The 17,367-nt window shown below is 36.5% G+C and carries 17 protein-coding genes; 4 read left to right on the forward strand and 13 right to left on the reverse strand.

Annotation, left to right across the window (positions count from 1 at the left end; translation table 11 throughout):
- From RV15_RS09390 to RV15_RS09410, 5 genes are all read right to left on the reverse strand, one after another.
- Positions 1-880, reverse strand: an 880-nt coding sequence (locus tag RV15_RS09390) for a MurR/RpiR family transcriptional regulator (protein WP_071877798.1), incomplete at its 3' end; no start/stop codon positions are given.
- 245 nt (positions 881-1,125) lie between these two features.
- Positions 1,126-2,562, reverse strand: coding sequence for a PTS transporter subunit EIIC (locus tag RV15_RS09395; protein ID WP_071877799.1), 1,437 nt, complete (start codon positions 2,560-2,562; stop codon positions 1,126-1,128).
- A 23-nt stretch (positions 2,563-2,585) separates the two neighbouring features.
- Complete coding sequence (gene murQ, locus RV15_RS09400; protein WP_071877800.1) at positions 2,586-3,473, reverse strand: N-acetylmuramic acid 6-phosphate etherase; 888 nt, start codon at positions 3,471-3,473, stop codon at positions 2,586-2,588.
- A 1-nt stretch (position 3,474) separates the two neighbouring features.
- Positions 3,475-4,539, reverse strand: coding sequence for a DUF871 domain-containing protein (locus tag RV15_RS09405; protein WP_071877801.1), 1,065 nt, complete (start codon positions 4,537-4,539; stop codon positions 3,475-3,477).
- Positions 4,540-4,712: 173 nt separating this feature from the next.
- On the reverse strand, positions 4,713-5,204 hold the full coding sequence (locus RV15_RS09410; protein ID WP_071877802.1) for a PTS sugar transporter subunit IIA: 492 nt from the start codon (positions 5,202-5,204) through the stop codon (positions 4,713-4,715).
- Between the two features lie 179 nt (positions 5,205-5,383).
- Here RV15_RS09410 and RV15_RS09415 point away from each other — a divergent pair, with 179 nt between their 5' ends.
- Entirely contained in the window at positions 5,384-6,214 is an 831-nt protein-coding gene (locus RV15_RS09415; RefSeq protein WP_071877803.1) for an undecaprenyl-diphosphate phosphatase, read from the forward strand.
- A gap of 312 nt (positions 6,215-6,526) precedes the next feature.
- Positions 6,527-8,434, forward strand: coding sequence for a heavy metal translocating P-type ATPase (locus RV15_RS09420; protein ID WP_139243010.1), 1,908 nt, complete (start codon positions 6,527-6,529; stop codon positions 8,432-8,434).
- Positions 8,435-8,572: 138 nt separating this feature from the next.
- On the opposite strand, the gene RV15_RS09425 is transcribed toward RV15_RS09420, so the two are convergent.
- The 3 genes from RV15_RS09425 to RV15_RS09435 form a co-directional block, all read right to left on the reverse strand.
- Positions 8,573-9,211: an HD domain-containing protein gene (locus RV15_RS09425; protein WP_071877805.1), complete on the reverse strand. Its 639-nt coding sequence runs from the start codon at positions 9,209-9,211 to the stop codon at positions 8,573-8,575.
- A gap of 82 nt (positions 9,212-9,293) precedes the next feature.
- Complete coding sequence (locus RV15_RS09430) at positions 9,294-9,917, reverse strand: DUF47 domain-containing protein (RefSeq protein ID WP_071877806.1); 624 nt, start codon at positions 9,915-9,917, stop codon at positions 9,294-9,296.
- Between the two features lie 12 nt (positions 9,918-9,929).
- Positions 9,930-10,907 (reverse strand): inorganic phosphate transporter, encoded by a 978-nt coding sequence (locus tag RV15_RS09435; RefSeq protein WP_139243011.1) that lies wholly within the window; start codon positions 10,905-10,907, stop codon positions 9,930-9,932.
- A gap of 270 nt (positions 10,908-11,177) precedes the next feature.
- On the opposite strand from RV15_RS09435, the gene rpsT reads away from it, so the two are divergent.
- A complete protein-coding gene (gene rpsT / locus RV15_RS09445) occupies positions 11,178-11,432 on the forward strand; it encodes a 30S ribosomal protein S20 (protein ID WP_071877808.1) in 255 nt (84 codons plus the stop codon).
- Positions 11,433-11,527: 95 nt separating this feature from the next.
- Here the strand turns inward: rpsT and RV15_RS09450 are convergent, their stop codons facing one another.
- The 5 genes from RV15_RS09450 to RV15_RS09470 form a co-directional block, all read right to left on the reverse strand.
- Positions 11,528-11,917: an ester cyclase gene (locus RV15_RS09450; RefSeq protein WP_071877809.1), complete on the reverse strand. Its 390-nt coding sequence runs from the start codon at positions 11,915-11,917 to the stop codon at positions 11,528-11,530.
- A gap of 20 nt (positions 11,918-11,937) precedes the next feature.
- Positions 11,938-12,969 carry a DNA polymerase III subunit delta gene (gene holA / locus RV15_RS09455; RefSeq protein ID WP_071877890.1) on the reverse strand — a complete coding sequence of 344 codons (1,032 nt, stop codon included), beginning with the start codon at positions 12,967-12,969 and terminating at the stop codon, positions 11,938-11,940.
- A 49-nt stretch (positions 12,970-13,018) separates the two neighbouring features.
- Positions 13,019-15,361, reverse strand: coding sequence for a DNA internalization-related competence protein ComEC/Rec2 (locus tag RV15_RS09460; protein ID WP_245791319.1), 2,343 nt, complete (start codon positions 15,359-15,361; stop codon positions 13,019-13,021).
- Positions 15,324-15,833 (reverse strand): ComE operon protein 2, encoded by a 510-nt coding sequence (locus RV15_RS09465; RefSeq protein ID WP_071877810.1) that lies wholly within the window; start codon positions 15,831-15,833, stop codon positions 15,324-15,326. Before RV15_RS09465 ends, RV15_RS09460 begins: the two co-directional genes overlap by 38 nt.
- A 164-nt stretch (positions 15,834-15,997) precedes the next feature.
- Positions 15,998-16,621: a helix-hairpin-helix domain-containing protein gene (locus RV15_RS09470; RefSeq protein ID WP_071877811.1), complete on the reverse strand. Its 624-nt coding sequence runs from the start codon at positions 16,619-16,621 to the stop codon at positions 15,998-16,000.
- Positions 16,622-16,720: 99 nt separating this feature from the next.
- On the opposite strand from RV15_RS09470, the gene RV15_RS09475 reads away from it, so the two are divergent.
- Positions 16,721-17,245, forward strand: a complete 525-nt coding sequence (locus RV15_RS09475; protein ID WP_071877812.1) for a sigma-70 family RNA polymerase sigma factor — start codon at positions 16,721-16,723, stop codon at positions 17,243-17,245.
- Positions 17,246-17,367: the final 122 nt, after the last annotated feature.

The raw sequence follows: 17,367 nt of genomic DNA on the forward strand, positions 1-17,367 counted from the left end.
GATTTCCACCAACACAATATATTATAGAACCCTCTTTTTTTACAATTTCAACTGCCCCTTTAGAATGTTGAATTTTTTCTAGTGTTTTATCATAATTTTTAGCTGCATAGGCAAAAAATAAGACATCTACCACATAAAGCTGGGCTGTCAACGAAACAGTTGCGGCACTTCTAAGCGGTGCTTCTTCCCCTGCTGGTGTCAGTAATATAATCGAGCTCTTGTGCGCCAGAGGCGAAGTGGCATTAGCTGTTAGTCCGATTACTGGCATCTCTTTTTCGAGTGCTAATTCTGCCAAAGCGTTTGTCTCCTGATTCGTACCTGAACTTGAAATACCGATAAAAATCCCTTTGAACCTATTTGTTCCAATAGCTGATGCAAACAAATGATGATCCATCGTGAAAAATACATTTAGCCCGAGTCTAGTAAATTTCTGATAAATATCTTGTGCCACTAGCGAAGAAGCTCCTAAACCATAGACAAAAATAATTTCTGTTTTTTCTAATTGTTCAACTGCTAAATCGACTGTTTTATCCTCTAAATGTTCATTTGTCCGTTCCAGTACATGAACTAATCGGTGCTGAAGTTTTTCTTTAATCGCACTTGTCGCCTCACCATTTTCGACTTCTGTATACATTTGTGTATCCACACTTCCAAGATTTGCTGAAAGTAATAGCTTTAAATCAGTAAAACCGCTAACTTCAATAGAGCGGCAAAAACGAATAATCGCAGCGGGACTAGATCCTGATTTTTTAGCCAATTCTTGCGCACTTAAGTTAATGACTTCACTTGTATTATTTAAAATATAGTCTGCCACTTTTTGTTCGGATCCTGGTAAATGTTTAAAATGGTCTTGTATCGTTAAAATAATATTTTGCTGCATCGTTCACCCGTCCTTTTCTCTGCCAAAAACATTTTCAATCTAATTATGAATAAATTGCAATGATTCCAGTGAGTTATTACTTCATTATAGCGAAAAAATAACAGAAAAGAAACGCATTCGTTAAATATGGCGATTCTCCGTTAATGACAAAAACAACTGATACCTCATGCACGTCAACAAGTCGCTGTACACTAAAAATCAGTTGTTTTTAATACATTACTAAATTACTTTAAAATAATGTATTATTACTCTTTTAAATCTTTTGGTATACCAAAGAAAAAGGTCGCGACAAAACCACCAGCATATGCGGCCAATAAGCCTAAAACGTAGGCCAGCCACTGATTATTGGCAATCAGCGGAATCAAAGCCACACCACTTGGGCCAATTGCAATCGAGCCTACATTTCCAAAAGCACCAATTACAGCGCCACCGATTCCTCCGCCGACACAAGCTGTAATAAATGGACGTCCCAATGGTAATGTTACACCATAGATCAAGGGTTCACCAATGCCTAGTATCCCTACTGGCAAGGCACCTTTGATCATCTCAACCAGTTGAGTATCTTTTTTACAACGAATCCATAATGCGAGTGCGGCACCCACTTGACCTGCACCAGCCATTGCAAGAATCGGCAAGAGTAATGTCATGCCGGTTTGAGCGATCATTTCAATATGGATAGGTGTTAATATTTGATGCAGTCCAAACATAACCATTGGCAAAAATGTTGCACCTAAAGTAAATCCAGCAAGCATACCACCCTTTTCCAGCACAATATTGATAGCGCCTACAAGACTATTTGAAATAAAGCCTGCAACTGGCATAATTAGAAAGATTGTGACCAAACCAATCACAAGTAACGAAACGGTTGGCGTAATAATAATATCAATTGAATCAGGAATCACTTTATGCAGTCTTTTTTCGATCAATGAAAGAAGCCACACAGCAAAAATCACCCCGATAATCCCTCCTTGCCCTGCTGATAACGTACCACCGGTCAAAATATTTGGCAGCGGCGTTTCAGTGTTCATTCCTGTCAGCATCGTCACTGCACCAATCACGCCACCAAGAGCTGGAGTTGCGCCGAACTCACTTGCGCTATTGATCCCCGTATATAACGCAAGATAGGCAAAAATACCATTTTTGATGACATTCAGTATATCAATATACTGCTGCCAAGAATCCCCAATTGCTCCTGCGACTAATAAATTTGACATTACGGCAGCAATGCCGCCAATGATTCCAGCTCCAACAAACGCTGGGATCATTGGGACAAAAATATTAGAGATTGATTTCAAAACAGCTTTAAATCTGGAGTTATTTTTATTTTTTTCTTTCTGAGCGGCTTTGACTGTGGCGGCTTTTTCTTCTACTAGTTGTTTACCCGATAACGGAGTCTGCTCTTGATCTGGAAATGGTTCTCCTAGCTTTACGCCTACCATATCGACCATTTCTTGCGCCACTTTATTAACCGTTCCAGGACCGATTACCACTTGTAGCGTGTCATCTTCTACTACTCCCATCACACCATTGATTTTTTTTAAACCTTCTAACTTCACTTTATCATCATCACGAATATCCATACGGACCCGCGTCATACAGTGCCGTACCTTCAATACATTGTCTTGGCCGCCAACTTCTTCGTATATTTCCCTAGCTAAACGCTTAATTTTATCTTCTACCATGCTGATTCCTCCTTTATTTTTCTTTAAAGTGTATTTTTTATAAAATGATTTCCTTGAATTAATTTTTCTGCCGCTTCTTCTTTTGTAACGTTTGTCAACAGCATGACTATGGCCAATTTTACGTTCTCATCCGCTTTGATAAAGTAATCAGCAGCTGTTTTATATTCACAATTCGTGGCTTCCATGATAATTCGTTTTGAGCGTTCTATTAATTTTTCATTTGTTGCTTTCACATCCACCATCAAGTTATTGTATACTTTACCGATGCCGATCATTGAAATCGTCGACAACATATTTAAGATCAACTTTTGAGCAGTCCCAGACTTCAATCGCGTAGAACCTGTTAGAAACTCCGGTCCTGCATCGATTTCGATTGGCATTTTGGCATAGCGACTGATTATAGCTTCTTTATTACAGGAAATAGACGCTGTAACTGCTCCGATTGAATCAGCATAAATCAAGCCACCAATCACATATGGCGTCCGTCCACTTGCTGCAATACCAACAACTATATCCTTGTCTGTTAGGTTCAATTTTAATAAGTCTTGCTGTCCTAATTCTTGAGAATCTTCTGCTCCTTCAACGGCAATCGTCATCGCTTTTTGACCACCAGCAATCAATCCTTGAACCATTTCAGGTGCCACACCAAAAGTTGGTACACACTCCGCCGCATCCAGAACTCCTAAACGACCACTCGTTCCAGCCCCCATATAGATCAATCGGCCGCCTTGATTAAAGGCAGCGATAATTGCTTTGATAATAGGTTCTATATCAGGCAGTACTTCTTTTACTGCTAAGGCCACTTTCTGATCTTCTTGATTCATCTTAATCAATGCTTCTTTTATTGTTAGTTCGTCCAAGTTCATCGTTGCTTGATTTCTACATTCAGTTGTTAATTTATCTAAGTCCATTTTATATGGTTCCCTTCTCTATCAGTTTAAAAGCACGGCCAGCTTTGATTAATTTCAGTAACGAGCGATCTTCGGGTACAACTTGTGCTGCAACCGTAACTTTTTTATCAGCTGGTAAATCTTTTTTGGCGATCTGAATTTCACCCATATATCTTCCATAAAGCAGATTATCAATAGTAACGCTACCTTTTTTTCGTTCTAATGCCCGTTCAGGTTGGATCGTTGCTACTTCTTTAAAACGAGCCTCGGCACTGCGGATTACATCACGGGCAGCATCTTGACGATTATAATGCTTGCCTAAAATATGTGTGTAATAACTACTTCCGATATCTGCTACTTCTAACAATATCATTTGATCGGCATTAAATTGTTTAAATTGGTGCATTGTGCGTTTGGAAATCTCAGGATCGCCGATATAAACACCATCAATTTGATTATTTTCTTTCAACTCAATTGCAGCCGCAAATGGATTATCATAACGATGTTTCTCAAGAGTTGGCAGTCCTGCAAATAAAGGACCTCTTAACTGTGAATTTCCTGAAACAAACGCAAACACTTGAAATCCGGACTGTTTTAGCCAATGATTTTTCTCAGCAAAAGTGTGGCTAGACAAACCAGTCTCTGGTCTCGGATAATAATTATGCCACGTTTCAAAATTAGCAAAATTTGCATTAAAAGACTTTAATTCGACTATATCAGCTTCTGAAATTGTGCTTGCATTCAATCCGATCTTTAATTGCTGAGAAGCTTCAGCTATTTTTTGATTTGACACAGCATAATCCATCCGTAAACCAGTTACTCCAATAGCTAAAAGCTCAGCTAAATCGTCAAAAGAAAACCCTGCTTGTTTTAATGCTGTACCTGAAATATCCACCATGAGACTCATCTCACATTCTAAAGCAATAGCCCCAAGTTCTTTAAGTCTTTGGCTATATAATGCGGTATTGTCTTCTGGAATGTGTAGAGAAGTAAAGAGCCCTTTAAATCCAATAGCACTCATTTCTTGAATATAGTTTCGCGTTTCATTTGTCATGTCTTCATTTAAAAAAATCGAAATGCCATACACTGTTATTCGCTCCCTCTTAATTCGCTTTCATTATAAACTGTTTGAAATAAAATTTCAAACAAAACATTTATTTAATCCCATATTCGAAATCTCATTTCAAAAATAGCAACAAAAAAAGGAAGGAAAAGCAGAAATATGTTTTTCCTTCCTTTTGAGTATAAAAAATTATTGGATCAAGCTTCAGCAATGCCAACTTCTACTCCAGCGACAACTGCCCCTGTTTTACTAAGCTTAAAGTTTTTCACATTATCCATGTTAGTGATCACAACAACCATATCAATCGCTTTACCGGCAACAGTAATCGCCTCTAAGTCTACTTTGGCAATCAATGTTTCATGTGTTACTTTAGCACCTTCGCTGACTTTTATATCAAATGGCTCCCCATTTAGTTCAACTGTATCAATACCCATATGAAGTAAAATTTCCAACCCATTAGCCATTTTCATGCCTACAGCATGTTTTGTCTGAAAAACACTTAAAACTTCTCCGACAATTGGTGAATAAATATCGCCTGATTCAGGAATAATAGCAAATCCGTCACCCATCATTTTTTGTGAAAAAACGGGATCATTAACTTCACTAATCGGAATCAAATTTCCCGTTGTTACGGCGTATAACATTTCATTTAATTGAACCGGTTCCTTCTTTTTTAAAAATCCAAACATTGTTCTCTCCTCCAATTTTCACGAATAGTAATAGTATAGAAAATTCTTCGAATAATTACAACACTGGAGGGACTGGATTCTAAAATTTTCTAATGCTAATCAAAAGTTAGTTGGTTTTTCTCAGACTAAAAGGTATACTATTAGTGATTTATTATTTTATGCTGGAAAGGATTGAATCTATGCTTTTATCAAATTTATGGAAAGCAATTATTCTAGGAATCATTGAGGGAGTAACTGAGTGGCTCCCAATTAGTAGTACCGGACATTTGATCTTAGTCGATGAATTTATTAAGATGAACCTCAGCAAAGATTTTATGGAAATGTTCAATGTTGTCATCCAGCTCGGTGCAATCATGGCGGTTGTTGTACTTTATTTCCATAAGCTAAACCCCTTCTCTCCACAAAAGGATCAGACTGAAAAGAAAGATACTTGGATTTTATGGTCAAAAGTAGTGGTTGCTTGTGCACCTGCTGCAATCATCGGAATTCCTTTAGATGACTGGCTAGAAGCAAAATTCCATAATTTCTTTACCGTTGCCTTGATGCTGATTGTTTATGGGATTGCCTTTGTTGTGATCGAAAAAAGAAACCGCAACCGCAAGCCAAAGTGTACAGATTTAAGAGAGTTTACGTATAAAGCAGCCGCAATTGTCGGTTTCTTCCAAGTGCTGTCATTGATTCCAGGAACATCACGCTCAGGCGCAACCATTCTTGGTGCAATCATCATCGGTGCCTCACGATTTGTCGCAACAGAATTTTCTTTTTTCCTTGGTATTCCGGTAATGTTCGGTGCCAGTTTCTTGAAAATTGTCAAGTTTGTTATGAAAGGCAACTCATTTGGTTTTGGTGAAATAATTATTCTACTCACGGGCTCTATTGTAGCGTTTGTTGTTTCAATCGTCGTGATTAAATTCTTATTGAACTACTTGAAACGAAACGATTTCACAGCGTTTGGTTGGTACCGAATTATACTAGGTGTTTTACTTATTAGTTATTGGCTTTTTTCATAATTATTTTAAGGTGATAACAAACAGCACTTAATCTTATTAGCGACCTAAAGAGAACTTTTTAAGTTTTCTCTAGGTCGCTTTTTTGTACTTAATAAACAACTTGTACCATTATCCTAAAATAGATATACTACAACTTTATACTGATAATGATTATCGTTGTTATTTAGAATAAATCTATTTATAAAAAATTGAAAACCCTTTAAAACGTGCGTTCACCTAATTGATAATCACTATCGTTCTCATTTACAACTTTTTGTTATCAATTAGATTCTACTTATGCTATGCTCTTTATAAGGAGTGATAGCAATGAAAATTTCAGAAGAAAAAAAGGCGCTATTAGCCACAGCTTTATGTTTAATATTTATGATTGCAGGATTTATCTTGGAAAAAACAGGTGCAATTTTTTATCCGTTCAGCTTTATTTTAGCTATACTTTTTGGTGGATTCAAACAAACAAAAGAAGGACTGCTTGATACTGTTGAAAACAAACATCTAAATGTCGATTTACTTATGGCTTTGGCCGCTATCGGTGCTTGTATCATTGGAAATTGGTTTGAAGGAGCCATGTTGACCTTTATCTTTTGTCTCAGCGGTGCTCTAGAAGAGTACACAACGAATAAAAGTAAAAAAGAAATTTCGAGTTTAATGAACTTACAACCAGAGACAGCTTTTTTACTTGATGACTTAGGTAAAACTACTGAAGTAGCTGTCACTGAATTACAGATTGGCGATAGTCTGCTTGTCCCCAAAGGCGCACGCATTCCAATCGATGGCGTGTTAACTAAAGGATCATCAACCTTTGATGAAGCCGCAATTACGGGAGAATCAATTCCCGTAGAAAAAGGAAATGAAGAACAGTTGTTTGGCGGAACAATCAATCTAGGTGAAGCCGTGACAATGACCGTTAACAAAAATAGTGAGGATACTTTATTCGCTAAAATCATTCGTCTCGTTGATGAAGCCCAAAACACACCTTCGCAAACAGCAACCTTTATTGAAAAGCTGGAAAATATTTATGTAAAAGTCGTTTTGATCGCAATTCCTATGATGATTTTGATTCCGTACCTTTTTTTAGATTGGTCATGGAATGAGAGTTTTTACAGAGGGATGGTCTTACTCGTAGTTGCCTCTCCCTGTGCCTTAGTTGCATCGGCTACACCTGCAACCTTGGCCGCTATCTCAAATGGCGCGAGAAATGGTGTCTTGTTTAAAGGTGGCGTCTATTTAGAAAATTTAGCTTCTTTAAAAGCGATCGCATTTGATAAAACTGGCACCTTGACTCGAGGAGTTCCTGTTGTTACAGATGCCGTATTTCTAAAAAATAAGCAAGAAGGACTAAATATTCTCTTAGCAATGGAACGACAATCGACACACCCTTTAGCTCAAGCGATCCTTACTCGATTTGATGATGAAAGTACCGAAACATATAGCCAAATCGAAGTGAAAAATGTTATTGGCTGCGGAATGGAAACAACCATTGATTCAGTTACTTGGCGCGTTGGAAAAAACTCATTTAATGACCAAACAATTCTTTCAAATAACATTCAAACCGAGATTAACCAACTACAAACAGACGGAAAAACAGTGATTTATCTCTCACAAAATCAAGAAATCATCGCCTATTTTGGCTTATTAGATGTCCCCAAACCAGAAGCAAAAAGAGTGATCAATTATTTCAAACAGGCTGGCATCCATACTACTATGATTACTGGTGATCATGAAAAAACAGCTGCGGCAGTCGCTGCTGAACTTGAAGTAGACGAGCTCTTCGCAAATTGTTTACCTGAGGAAAAAACAAAGTTGATCAAAGAACAAAAAGCTGCTTTCGGCGTTAACATCATGGTCGGTGATGGCGTTAATGACGCTCCAGCCTTAGCAAATGCAGCGATTGGAGTGGCTATGGGTGAAGGAACTGATATTGCGATGGATGTAGCGGATATCGTCTTAATCCAAAATGATTTAGAGAAACTACAAATGAGTCACTTACTTTCAAAAAAATTAAAGCGTATCGTGACTCAAAATATTACTTTTTCTGCTATCATCATTATTTTATTGATTTTGTCTAATTTTTTCCAGATCATCAATTTACCGCTTGGCGTTATCGGTCATGAAGGAAGTACCATTCTTGTCATCCTAAACGGATTAAGAATGTTAAAATCAATCCCAATCGAAAAACCGTCCCCAACCAAGTATTCATCTCAAACGGCAGAGATCGTTTGATTGTAAAAAAAGCCTGGGGTATACGCCCCAGGCTTTTAAAATACGAATTAACGATATAACAAAATAGTATATTATTGTATAACACGAAAAAAACTAATGATTCGATAATGTCTATCATTTTAGCTCCAATTTTTTTCTTTAATCCCACTCTTCTAAAAATTCTTTTAAAAAAGTGTTTATAAACGTGTGCCGTTTTCCGCCAATTTTTTTGGCATATTCCGTATTAAGGCTATCTTTAAGCAGTAGTATTTTTTCATAGAAATGATTGATGACCGTACTCTCTTCTCGGTACTCTGCTTTTGATTTTAAATTTCTTGGTTTTATTTTAGGATCATAAATGAGGTTTCCTTTGCTACCACCATAATAAATCGTTCGTACAATTCCCACTGCCCCCATAGCATCTAAGCGATCCGCATCTTGGACTATCTGTCCTTCTATCGTAAGTTCTTCTACTGTTCCGTTCAATTCCTGGCTAAAAGAAAGATTCTGGATAATATGGACAATCTGATTGATGTCACTTTCAGTTAAATTAAGATCACGTAAAAAGCTTTTTAACTCCTGATATGCTTGCTCAGGATCCAAAACTAATTTATCGTCCACAGTATCATGAAGATACGCAGCAGCTGTCACGATGAAAAAATCACATGTTTCAGTTTCGGCAATTTTATGCGCTAAATGGACCACTCTATTTATATGATCCATTCCATGTCCAGTTTGATCCTGCGCCATTTTTGCTTGGGTATATTTCTTGATGGCTTCGATTTTGTGATTATACATCTAGACGCCTCCAAAATAATAAACAAGTATAGGTTGAGACAATTCTACAATCAGCTCAACCTGTTATTTTAATGATTTATCGTTAACTATTTTTTATTACTAACCCGCTAATCACATCCACTACTGATTCACTGGCATTTAATAGCGCTTCTAGCTGGTCATAAACATTTTTCCACCGGATAACCTCGATAGGATTTTGTTCGTTTGTAAACAAGTCTTTAAGCGAATCACTATAAAGTTTGTCAGCCTTTCCCTCAATTTCGCTGACCTCGTCGATCATCAGACGCAAGGTTTTAGAGTTCTTAAACTTAGCAAATTCTTTTGTCGCAGTCAAAACTCCAGCCGTCGATTCTACGCCATACGTAATAAACACCATAGCATTTTCATTTAATTCCTTTACAACTAAAGTGCTAAGCAAATAAGAGATGCTGTTAATGGTATCTAATACGTCATCCAAGCGTTGAGTTATTTCAACAATATCTTCCCGATCAATAGGTGTTATAAAGGACACATATAATTCACTTAAGATTTTTTGAACAATTTGATCTCCTTCACGCTCTAGTATATGGATTTTTTCAGCTTCACTTTCAAGTTTTTCAAGTGAATAATCCGTTGCGATCATTTCTAACAATTCTGCCGCCTGATGTGCATTTTTTGCTAAATGCTCTAATTCACCAAAATAATCAAATTGCTTCTTTCTAGCCATTTTACTCTCTCCTTAGAATAGTGCTATAAATATTTTTGCCATAACAAAGGCAATGATTCCGCAACCAGGAAACGTCAAGATCCAAGCAATCAGCATTTCTTTTACGATGCGCCAATCAACACTAGATACCCGTTTTGAAGCGCCTACACCCATGATCGCCGTAGTTTTAGTATGAGTTGTAGAGACAGGAATACCAAACATAGAAGCCGCAAACAAACAAACTGCTGTACTTAAATCAGCCGCAAATCCTTGGTAACGTTCTAATTTCACCATATCCATTCCAACCGATTTAATGATTCTCATGCCACCTACAGATGTACCGAATCCCATCGTAACAGAACAAAGAACCATGACCCAAATTGGAATGATAAACCCTGAACCAGACTTTTCTGCTAGATTATTATAATAAAGTCCCAACATGAATACGCCCATAAATTTTTGACCGTCCTGAGCCCCATGTAAAAAGGCATTAGCCGCTGCACCAAAGGCTTGCCCATAAGTAAAAACTTTATTCGCGGTTCTTCTAGCTACACCTTTGAAAAGGATTACAATTAGCTTTGTGACAAGAAAACCACCACCAAAACCCATCACAGTGGATACAACTAAGCCCACCAATACTTTGGCCCATTCAGAACCATTCACTGCACCGATTCCGCCTAAAGCCATAGCTGAGCCTGTCAAACCAGCTATCAAGGCATGGCTCTCACTTGTTGGAATACCAAAATACCATGCGGCTACCGACCATACAACGATTGAAAATAAAGCGGCTGCTAAAGCTACCTGAGATGCATTTCCATGAGCATCAAAACTCACGATGTTACTGATTGTTTCAGCTACTTGTGCATTAAAATACGTCATCACCAACGCACCAAAAAAATTCATTACAACAGCCATCCAAATCGCTATATTTGGCTTTAAAACGCGAGTAGAGACAGCGGTTGCAATTGCATTTGGCGCATCTGTCCAACCATTGACGAAAATAACCCCCATCACAAGTGTAACTGTTACAACTAGAGCAATATTCACATTGACACCACCATTTCATTTTTCACCTGTTATAATAGCATATTTTTTATAAAAAGTATCTATTTTTCCAATATTCTAATTGAATTTTGCTCAATGAAATCAAGAATTTTACTGTTAAGGAAAAAAACTTGTCATCTTTTATTGCAATGCCTGTTTGGATTAGGTATAATGATTAGTGTTGAATTACATATGGATTTTCCTGTGTAAGACCTTAATTTATCGGAGGTGAAAGAAATGCCAAATATTGAATCTGCAATTAAACGTGTACGTACTAACGCTAATAAGAATGCTCAAAATTCATCTCAAAAAAATGCAATGCGTACAGCTATCAAGAAATTTGAAGATGCTGTAGCAGCAGGTGCTGACAATGTTGATGCGTTATATACAGAGGCTATCAAAGCTGTTGATATGGCTGAAACAAAAGGATTAATCCATAAAAACAAAGCAAGCCGTGACAAATCTCGTCTAAGCAAAAAAGTAGCAAAATAATGATCTTGTAGAAGCTAACTTCGTGTTAGCTTCTTTTTTTTGTAAAAAAATGATTGAAACGGAACTCTTTGAGTCCAATCTCAATCACATGTAAGCTACGTTTCATTCTGAATTTCAAGACCTTTTCGATCAATTTGAATCCAGTATTCAGAAATCTTTCCCTCTTTAATTAAGTAAATGGCACTTGCAAGTTGAATGATTATTTTGCCTTCACTCGTTTGACCCGTTTGTTTCCAACGGACAAATACTTTATTTTTCTCTGCCAGTATTTCTTGAATGTCTAGTTCAAATTCCCCATAACATTCCAGCATCTCTTGCACATGCTCAATGTAATCTTGCGGAGATCTAATTACCGTGTATTCATTTTCAGACTGAACTTGATGAGCAATGACACGTTGATGCATAAAATCATAGGCTGCTTGAAGATTTCTTCCGGAACGAACATCTTGAAAAAAAGCTTCAATTAACCTTTTAGACTTATCCAAAAAGATCCCTCCTTGCGATTTTATCTAGTAACTTGTCCAGATAATTTAAGAATAAATAATTCAAAAAGTAGCTCTTTATCCATCTTGCCTGTTTTCATTAAAAAGTCATTCTCAACTAATTCATCATAAATTGCCTCCAAGCGTTCTAATTCAAAGCGCCGGACTTGTTGTAAAGCCAGTTTTACACGATAAGGATGGATTTTCAATGTATCGGCAATATTCGCTTGCTGATATCCTAATTTTGCTAAAATTTTTGTCTGCAAAAATAAGCGAATTTGATTCAGTAAAATCGCATTTAATTTGATTGTTTCTTCACCTTGAAGTAATAGATCTTCATATAATTGAATGGCTTTTTCGCTATGCCCGGATAAAACATCATTTGTTAGATCAAATACGTTATGCTCCAATGATTTTGGCACTAATTCTTTAACGCCTGTTAATGAAATTATCTTAGTGTCAGAGGCAAATAAAAATAGTTTTTGCAGTTCCCCCATTACTTTTGATAAATTCAAATCAGTCAGTTGCAATAATAAATCAAAAGCTTCAGGACGGATTTCATACCCTTCACTTTGAATTGTTTGCTCTACATATTGCCTTACTTCACGCTCACCCATCGGATTAACATCGATGATTTCTGCCTGTTTTTTGATAGCTTTAGTTATTTTTTTTCGTTCATCTAGCTTTTCAACATTTGCAATAAAAACTAGGATAGTCGTTGGTGAAGGCTGTTCCAGATACTTCAGTAAGCTGTCAATATCGTGATCTAGTCCATTGCTTTTTCTTTCTGCAGTTAAAAAATATGGATTCTCAATAAAAACTAGCCGATAATCACCGAAAAAAGGAATTGTTTCAGCTTCTTCCATAGCTATAGATAATGGGACTTCATCCATATCAAAAGAAGAATAATTAAACTGATCATCTTCTGTTTTAATCAACTGACTCATCAACTCTGTTTTAAATAATTCACTTAAATAACCTTCTGTTCCCTGAACTAAATAAACTGACGCAAAATGTTGCTGCCGCACTTGTTTTAATGCTTCTTGTAAGTTCATACGTTCCCCCATTTCTCTTTTCCATCCTATCATGTCATTTCAAGAAATGCTAGTCTTCTTTTATAACTGTCTGAGCCGCTGACATGTTTGAAAATGGTGTCCACTCATAGTAGATCATACCGTCTTTATTTGTGTGAAAAATATCTATATTGGCTTGATTCAAGGTTGCAAGTGTTTCTTCATGAGGATGCTTAAATCGATTATTTCGCCCACAAGAAATAATCGCATTCTTAGGAGCGATTTTTTGAATAAATATAGGGTCTGACGAGGTTTTACTGCCGTGGTGTCCTGCTTTTAATATATCTACTTTTAGTGCTGGAAATTGCTGAAGTAAGAGTCTTTCTCCTTCTTTTTCCAAATCACCAGTAAATAAGAAGCGACTTTCAGCGGCTTTAGCATAAACGACCATGGAATCTTTATTCTCTCCAGTTCCTGGACTGCTTGGAGCCAGTATTTTCATTGAAATTGAACGGCTAACCTCAGCCTGAGCTACTATTGGATAACATTTTGTACCCTTGCGTTTTAGCTGCTTAAGCATATGTCGAAAAGCTACTTTATTTTCTGTCCCCTCGGGAAAATAAAGTGAGCGAATTGGTATTTTTTCATCAATCGCTAATAAATCGCCGCAATGATCAATATCACCGTGACTGATCAATACTTTATCCAAATATTTGACTCCCTTACTCTTCAAATAGGGAATTACAGAATAATCAGCATTTGCAGTTTGCTTTGTTCGAACAGCCCATTTTTCCTTGCCAAACTCAACTTTCCCGCCCGTATCGATCAAAATATTTTCCTGATGAAATGGACTTTGAATGAAAATACTATCTCCTTGTCCAACATCAATAAAAGCAATCGTTCCGGTTGGAGAAACATACTTATTATGCATAATCAAAAAAAGACCTATTATTATTACGTAAACTTTCTTTGAGCGCTCATAAAACATGTGCAGGAGTAAAAAAAGCAACGCACAGATAACTAGAAAAAGTAACGGAGAAAAAATACCAGTAACGATCGTCAACGTACTATAACGGCTCAGCCATTCAAAAATAGATTGCTGGATCAGAAAATATATTTCTAAACAATCACTCAAAAATTTTATATTTACCACAAAGGAACTCAACAAACTAATACTTAATATAGGTAAAATAAACCGTTCAAATACTGGCAGCAGTAAAAATGTAAACAAACTACTTGTTAACTGCCATTCAAAAAAGGTTCGTCCCATTAGCGGGATCATGGTAATGTTCAGCAAAAGAGAGAAGCAATACATTTGAAGATACCGATTATTGATTCTTTCTGTAATAGGTAAAACATATAAGATAAAAAAAGATAGCCCGTAGCTTAGTTGCCCCCCAACGGAAAACAACAAATAGGGTTGAAAAAACAATCCAATTAACAGTGCTACACCCCAACAATCCAATCCTGATAAATGCCAGTTAAACTTGCGACTACTTCTAGATATCATACTTTGCAGTAACGCTCGTACAACACTGATTGAAAAGCCAGTCAGCCCGGCATACACAATGGAGAAAAGGACTTGCAACCAAAACAGACGCTCAATTGTGATCCCCCACCTTAAGAATAAATAACGAAAGCCTCCTATAAAAAAGGTGACATGCATTCCTGATAAACTAAACAAATGAAGAATTCCTAAGTTAGCCAATACTCCTTCTTTTTGAGAAAACTCACTAGACTTAAATCCAAAAATTAAGGTTTTAAGATACAGTGCTGTTTCTTTTAAAAATGTCGAGTCACAATAATCGATTGCTTTTTTCCTATAACTACTCAACTGAGCAAAAACTTGATAAAATTTAAGGCTTTCAACTTTAATTTTATGGATATTACTGATCGTTAATGTTTGATAGACACCATTTTCTTTTAGGTATTTACGATAATCAAACCCATTCAGATTCGTTTGTCCCAGCGGTGTTGTAAACTCACCTGAGAGTCTGATTCGTATTGGCTGATTGAATTTTTTCCACTTTTGAGGTTCTTCTTCTGTTGCAAAGCGGTAAAAAGCGATTACTTCTCGCTCCTCTTTATTCACTGATAAAAATTTGCCATTCAACTGGAGACGATCACCATCGATTTTAACTTGGTCGGGTAATACAAATAACTCTCCTGCTATTTCAGTTGCTTCTGGAAATTTTGATTGCTTTTCTTTGTTTAAAGTCAACAGACATGAAACAAAGATCATCAGGATACAGCAGCAACTAACACTGATGATTGCCGTACTTCTTGTACAAAAGACCCGATAAACAAGATAAAACCAAATAATTCCTATTAAGACACTCGCTTCTAAGACGAAAAAAACTGTTCCTATCGTTACTAATACTGGAAAAATCCAGTAATTATTGATCTGTTTGAGGTGCTTCTTCCACGGAAGCAAGCTCTTCTTCTCCTAATTGTAATTCAGCAAAATATTTCTTTGATAAGGTTACTTGATCCACCGTTGCACCCACTTGCTCAATCAAAGCCAGTGCGTATTCATCATTACGATAATCTTTTAGATAGTGAATTTTTTTAATGCCTGCCTGTAGAATCATCTTAGTACATTGTAAGCAAGGAAAATGCGTGACATAAATCTCCGCTCCATCAGTGGGAATACCGAATTTTGCACATTGTAAAACAGCATTCATTTCGGCATGGATCGTTCTTACACAATGACCGTCAACCACATAACAACCATCATCAATACAGTGAACATCCCCACTAACTGATCCATTATACCCACCTGCGATGATTCGTTTGTCTCTAACAATTGTTGCACCAACTTCTAGTCTGGTACACGTACTTCTCAAAGATAACAGCACACTTTGTGCCATAAAATATTGATCCCAAGGGATTCTTTCTAACGTCATGATTTGCTCCTTTTAGTAGTGATTTATTTTTTTGATCATTTTTTGCTGAATTAAAATTAAAGTAGGATACACAAATAGTAAAGTATAGAAAAAGTCTCGTCAAGAACGGATAGCAGATATTAGTAAAATAATTGTCTTTCCGCTTTTGAAATCTAGCTATTCTGTTAAGCTGTGATCGAGTCTTTTAATTTTTCAAATGTTTTCTCGCCAAAGCCTGAAATATTTTTTAAGTCTTCAATTGATTTGAACCCACCATTTTCTTCACGATATCGAATGATTTCTTGAGCTTTCTTTTGGCCAATGCCTGGTAATGACTGTAATTCATTCTCGCTAGCTTTATTAAGATTGATTTTGCTTAGATTGTTACTTTCCTTAGTCATTGAATCAGCGCTTTGTTCAGCAATTTGGATTTCTTCGCCAACTTTTGGAACGTAGATCACCATCTGATCGGTAATTCTTTCAGAATAATTCACTTGTTTTGTATCAGCATCCTCACCTAGCCCACCAGCAAGCATCACAGCGTCCCAGACGCGCATGTCAGCACTTCCTTCATACATTCCTGGTTTTTTCACAGCGCCTTTTATATCGACGTATAGTTGTTGAGAAATCGATTCAGTTTCTAACGTTGCCGAAGAGCTGGTCAAGGTCCCTAACACCTCTTCTTCCACAGGTGTTTTTTGAATTGATCTAACTAACAAAAAGATGATCATGATCAAAGTAACAGTACTCAAAATACCGCCAACGATAATATAGTGCTTATATTTCTGTAACAATGTACGATAATCCATCATTTCCCTCCTTCAAAGTAAAGATACGCATTATTTCTTTTTTTTCATGATAGAAATCAAGAAAGTTCATCGTATAATAGGATAAGAAGGTGATAACAGATGGAAAAGGAAATTGTTGCATTATTGATTAACAGAGATTTTTTGGGGTTGGAGCAATTTATTGATCTTTTTGGCACAGATATCATTAAATGTATTCAAGCAATCTTAAGCCATTCAGGTGAAATAAATTACCGAAAAGAAGTTGAAAATGAGGTGTTTTATCGTATTTGGCAGAAAATTTCTACTTATGATGCTGAAAAGAGCAGCTTAAAAACATGGAGCTTAACAATTACAAGAAATATTTGTCTAGATAAGAAACGATTGATTATCCGTGAGCGAAACATTATTCCTATGGATCAATTGCCCGAGAATACTTTTGAAGCAGATTACTTTGAGAAAGAACATTTTCTGGAGTTAGTGAAACACTTAACAACAGAAGATCAATTGATTTTCTTAAAATATTATTACTATCAAGATACGCCTGATGAAATAGCTGACATGTTAAAGATGAATGTCTCGCAAGTTTATAATCATCTTTCCCGTGGTCGAAAAAAAATTAAAGAAATGATCGATCTAACGCTATAAATAAACTCATTATTCTATTTTTTTGAAAAATAGCCCCTTCTCAAAAGGAGTATTACGAACCTATTGTGACCCGTACACTATCAATCTTACAGACTAAATCAATTCTCAATTCAAGGAGGAAT

This window comes from Enterococcus silesiacus, from assembly GCF_001886225.1.
GTDB lineage: Bacteria > Bacillota > Bacilli > Lactobacillales > Enterococcaceae > Enterococcus_L > Enterococcus_L silesiacus.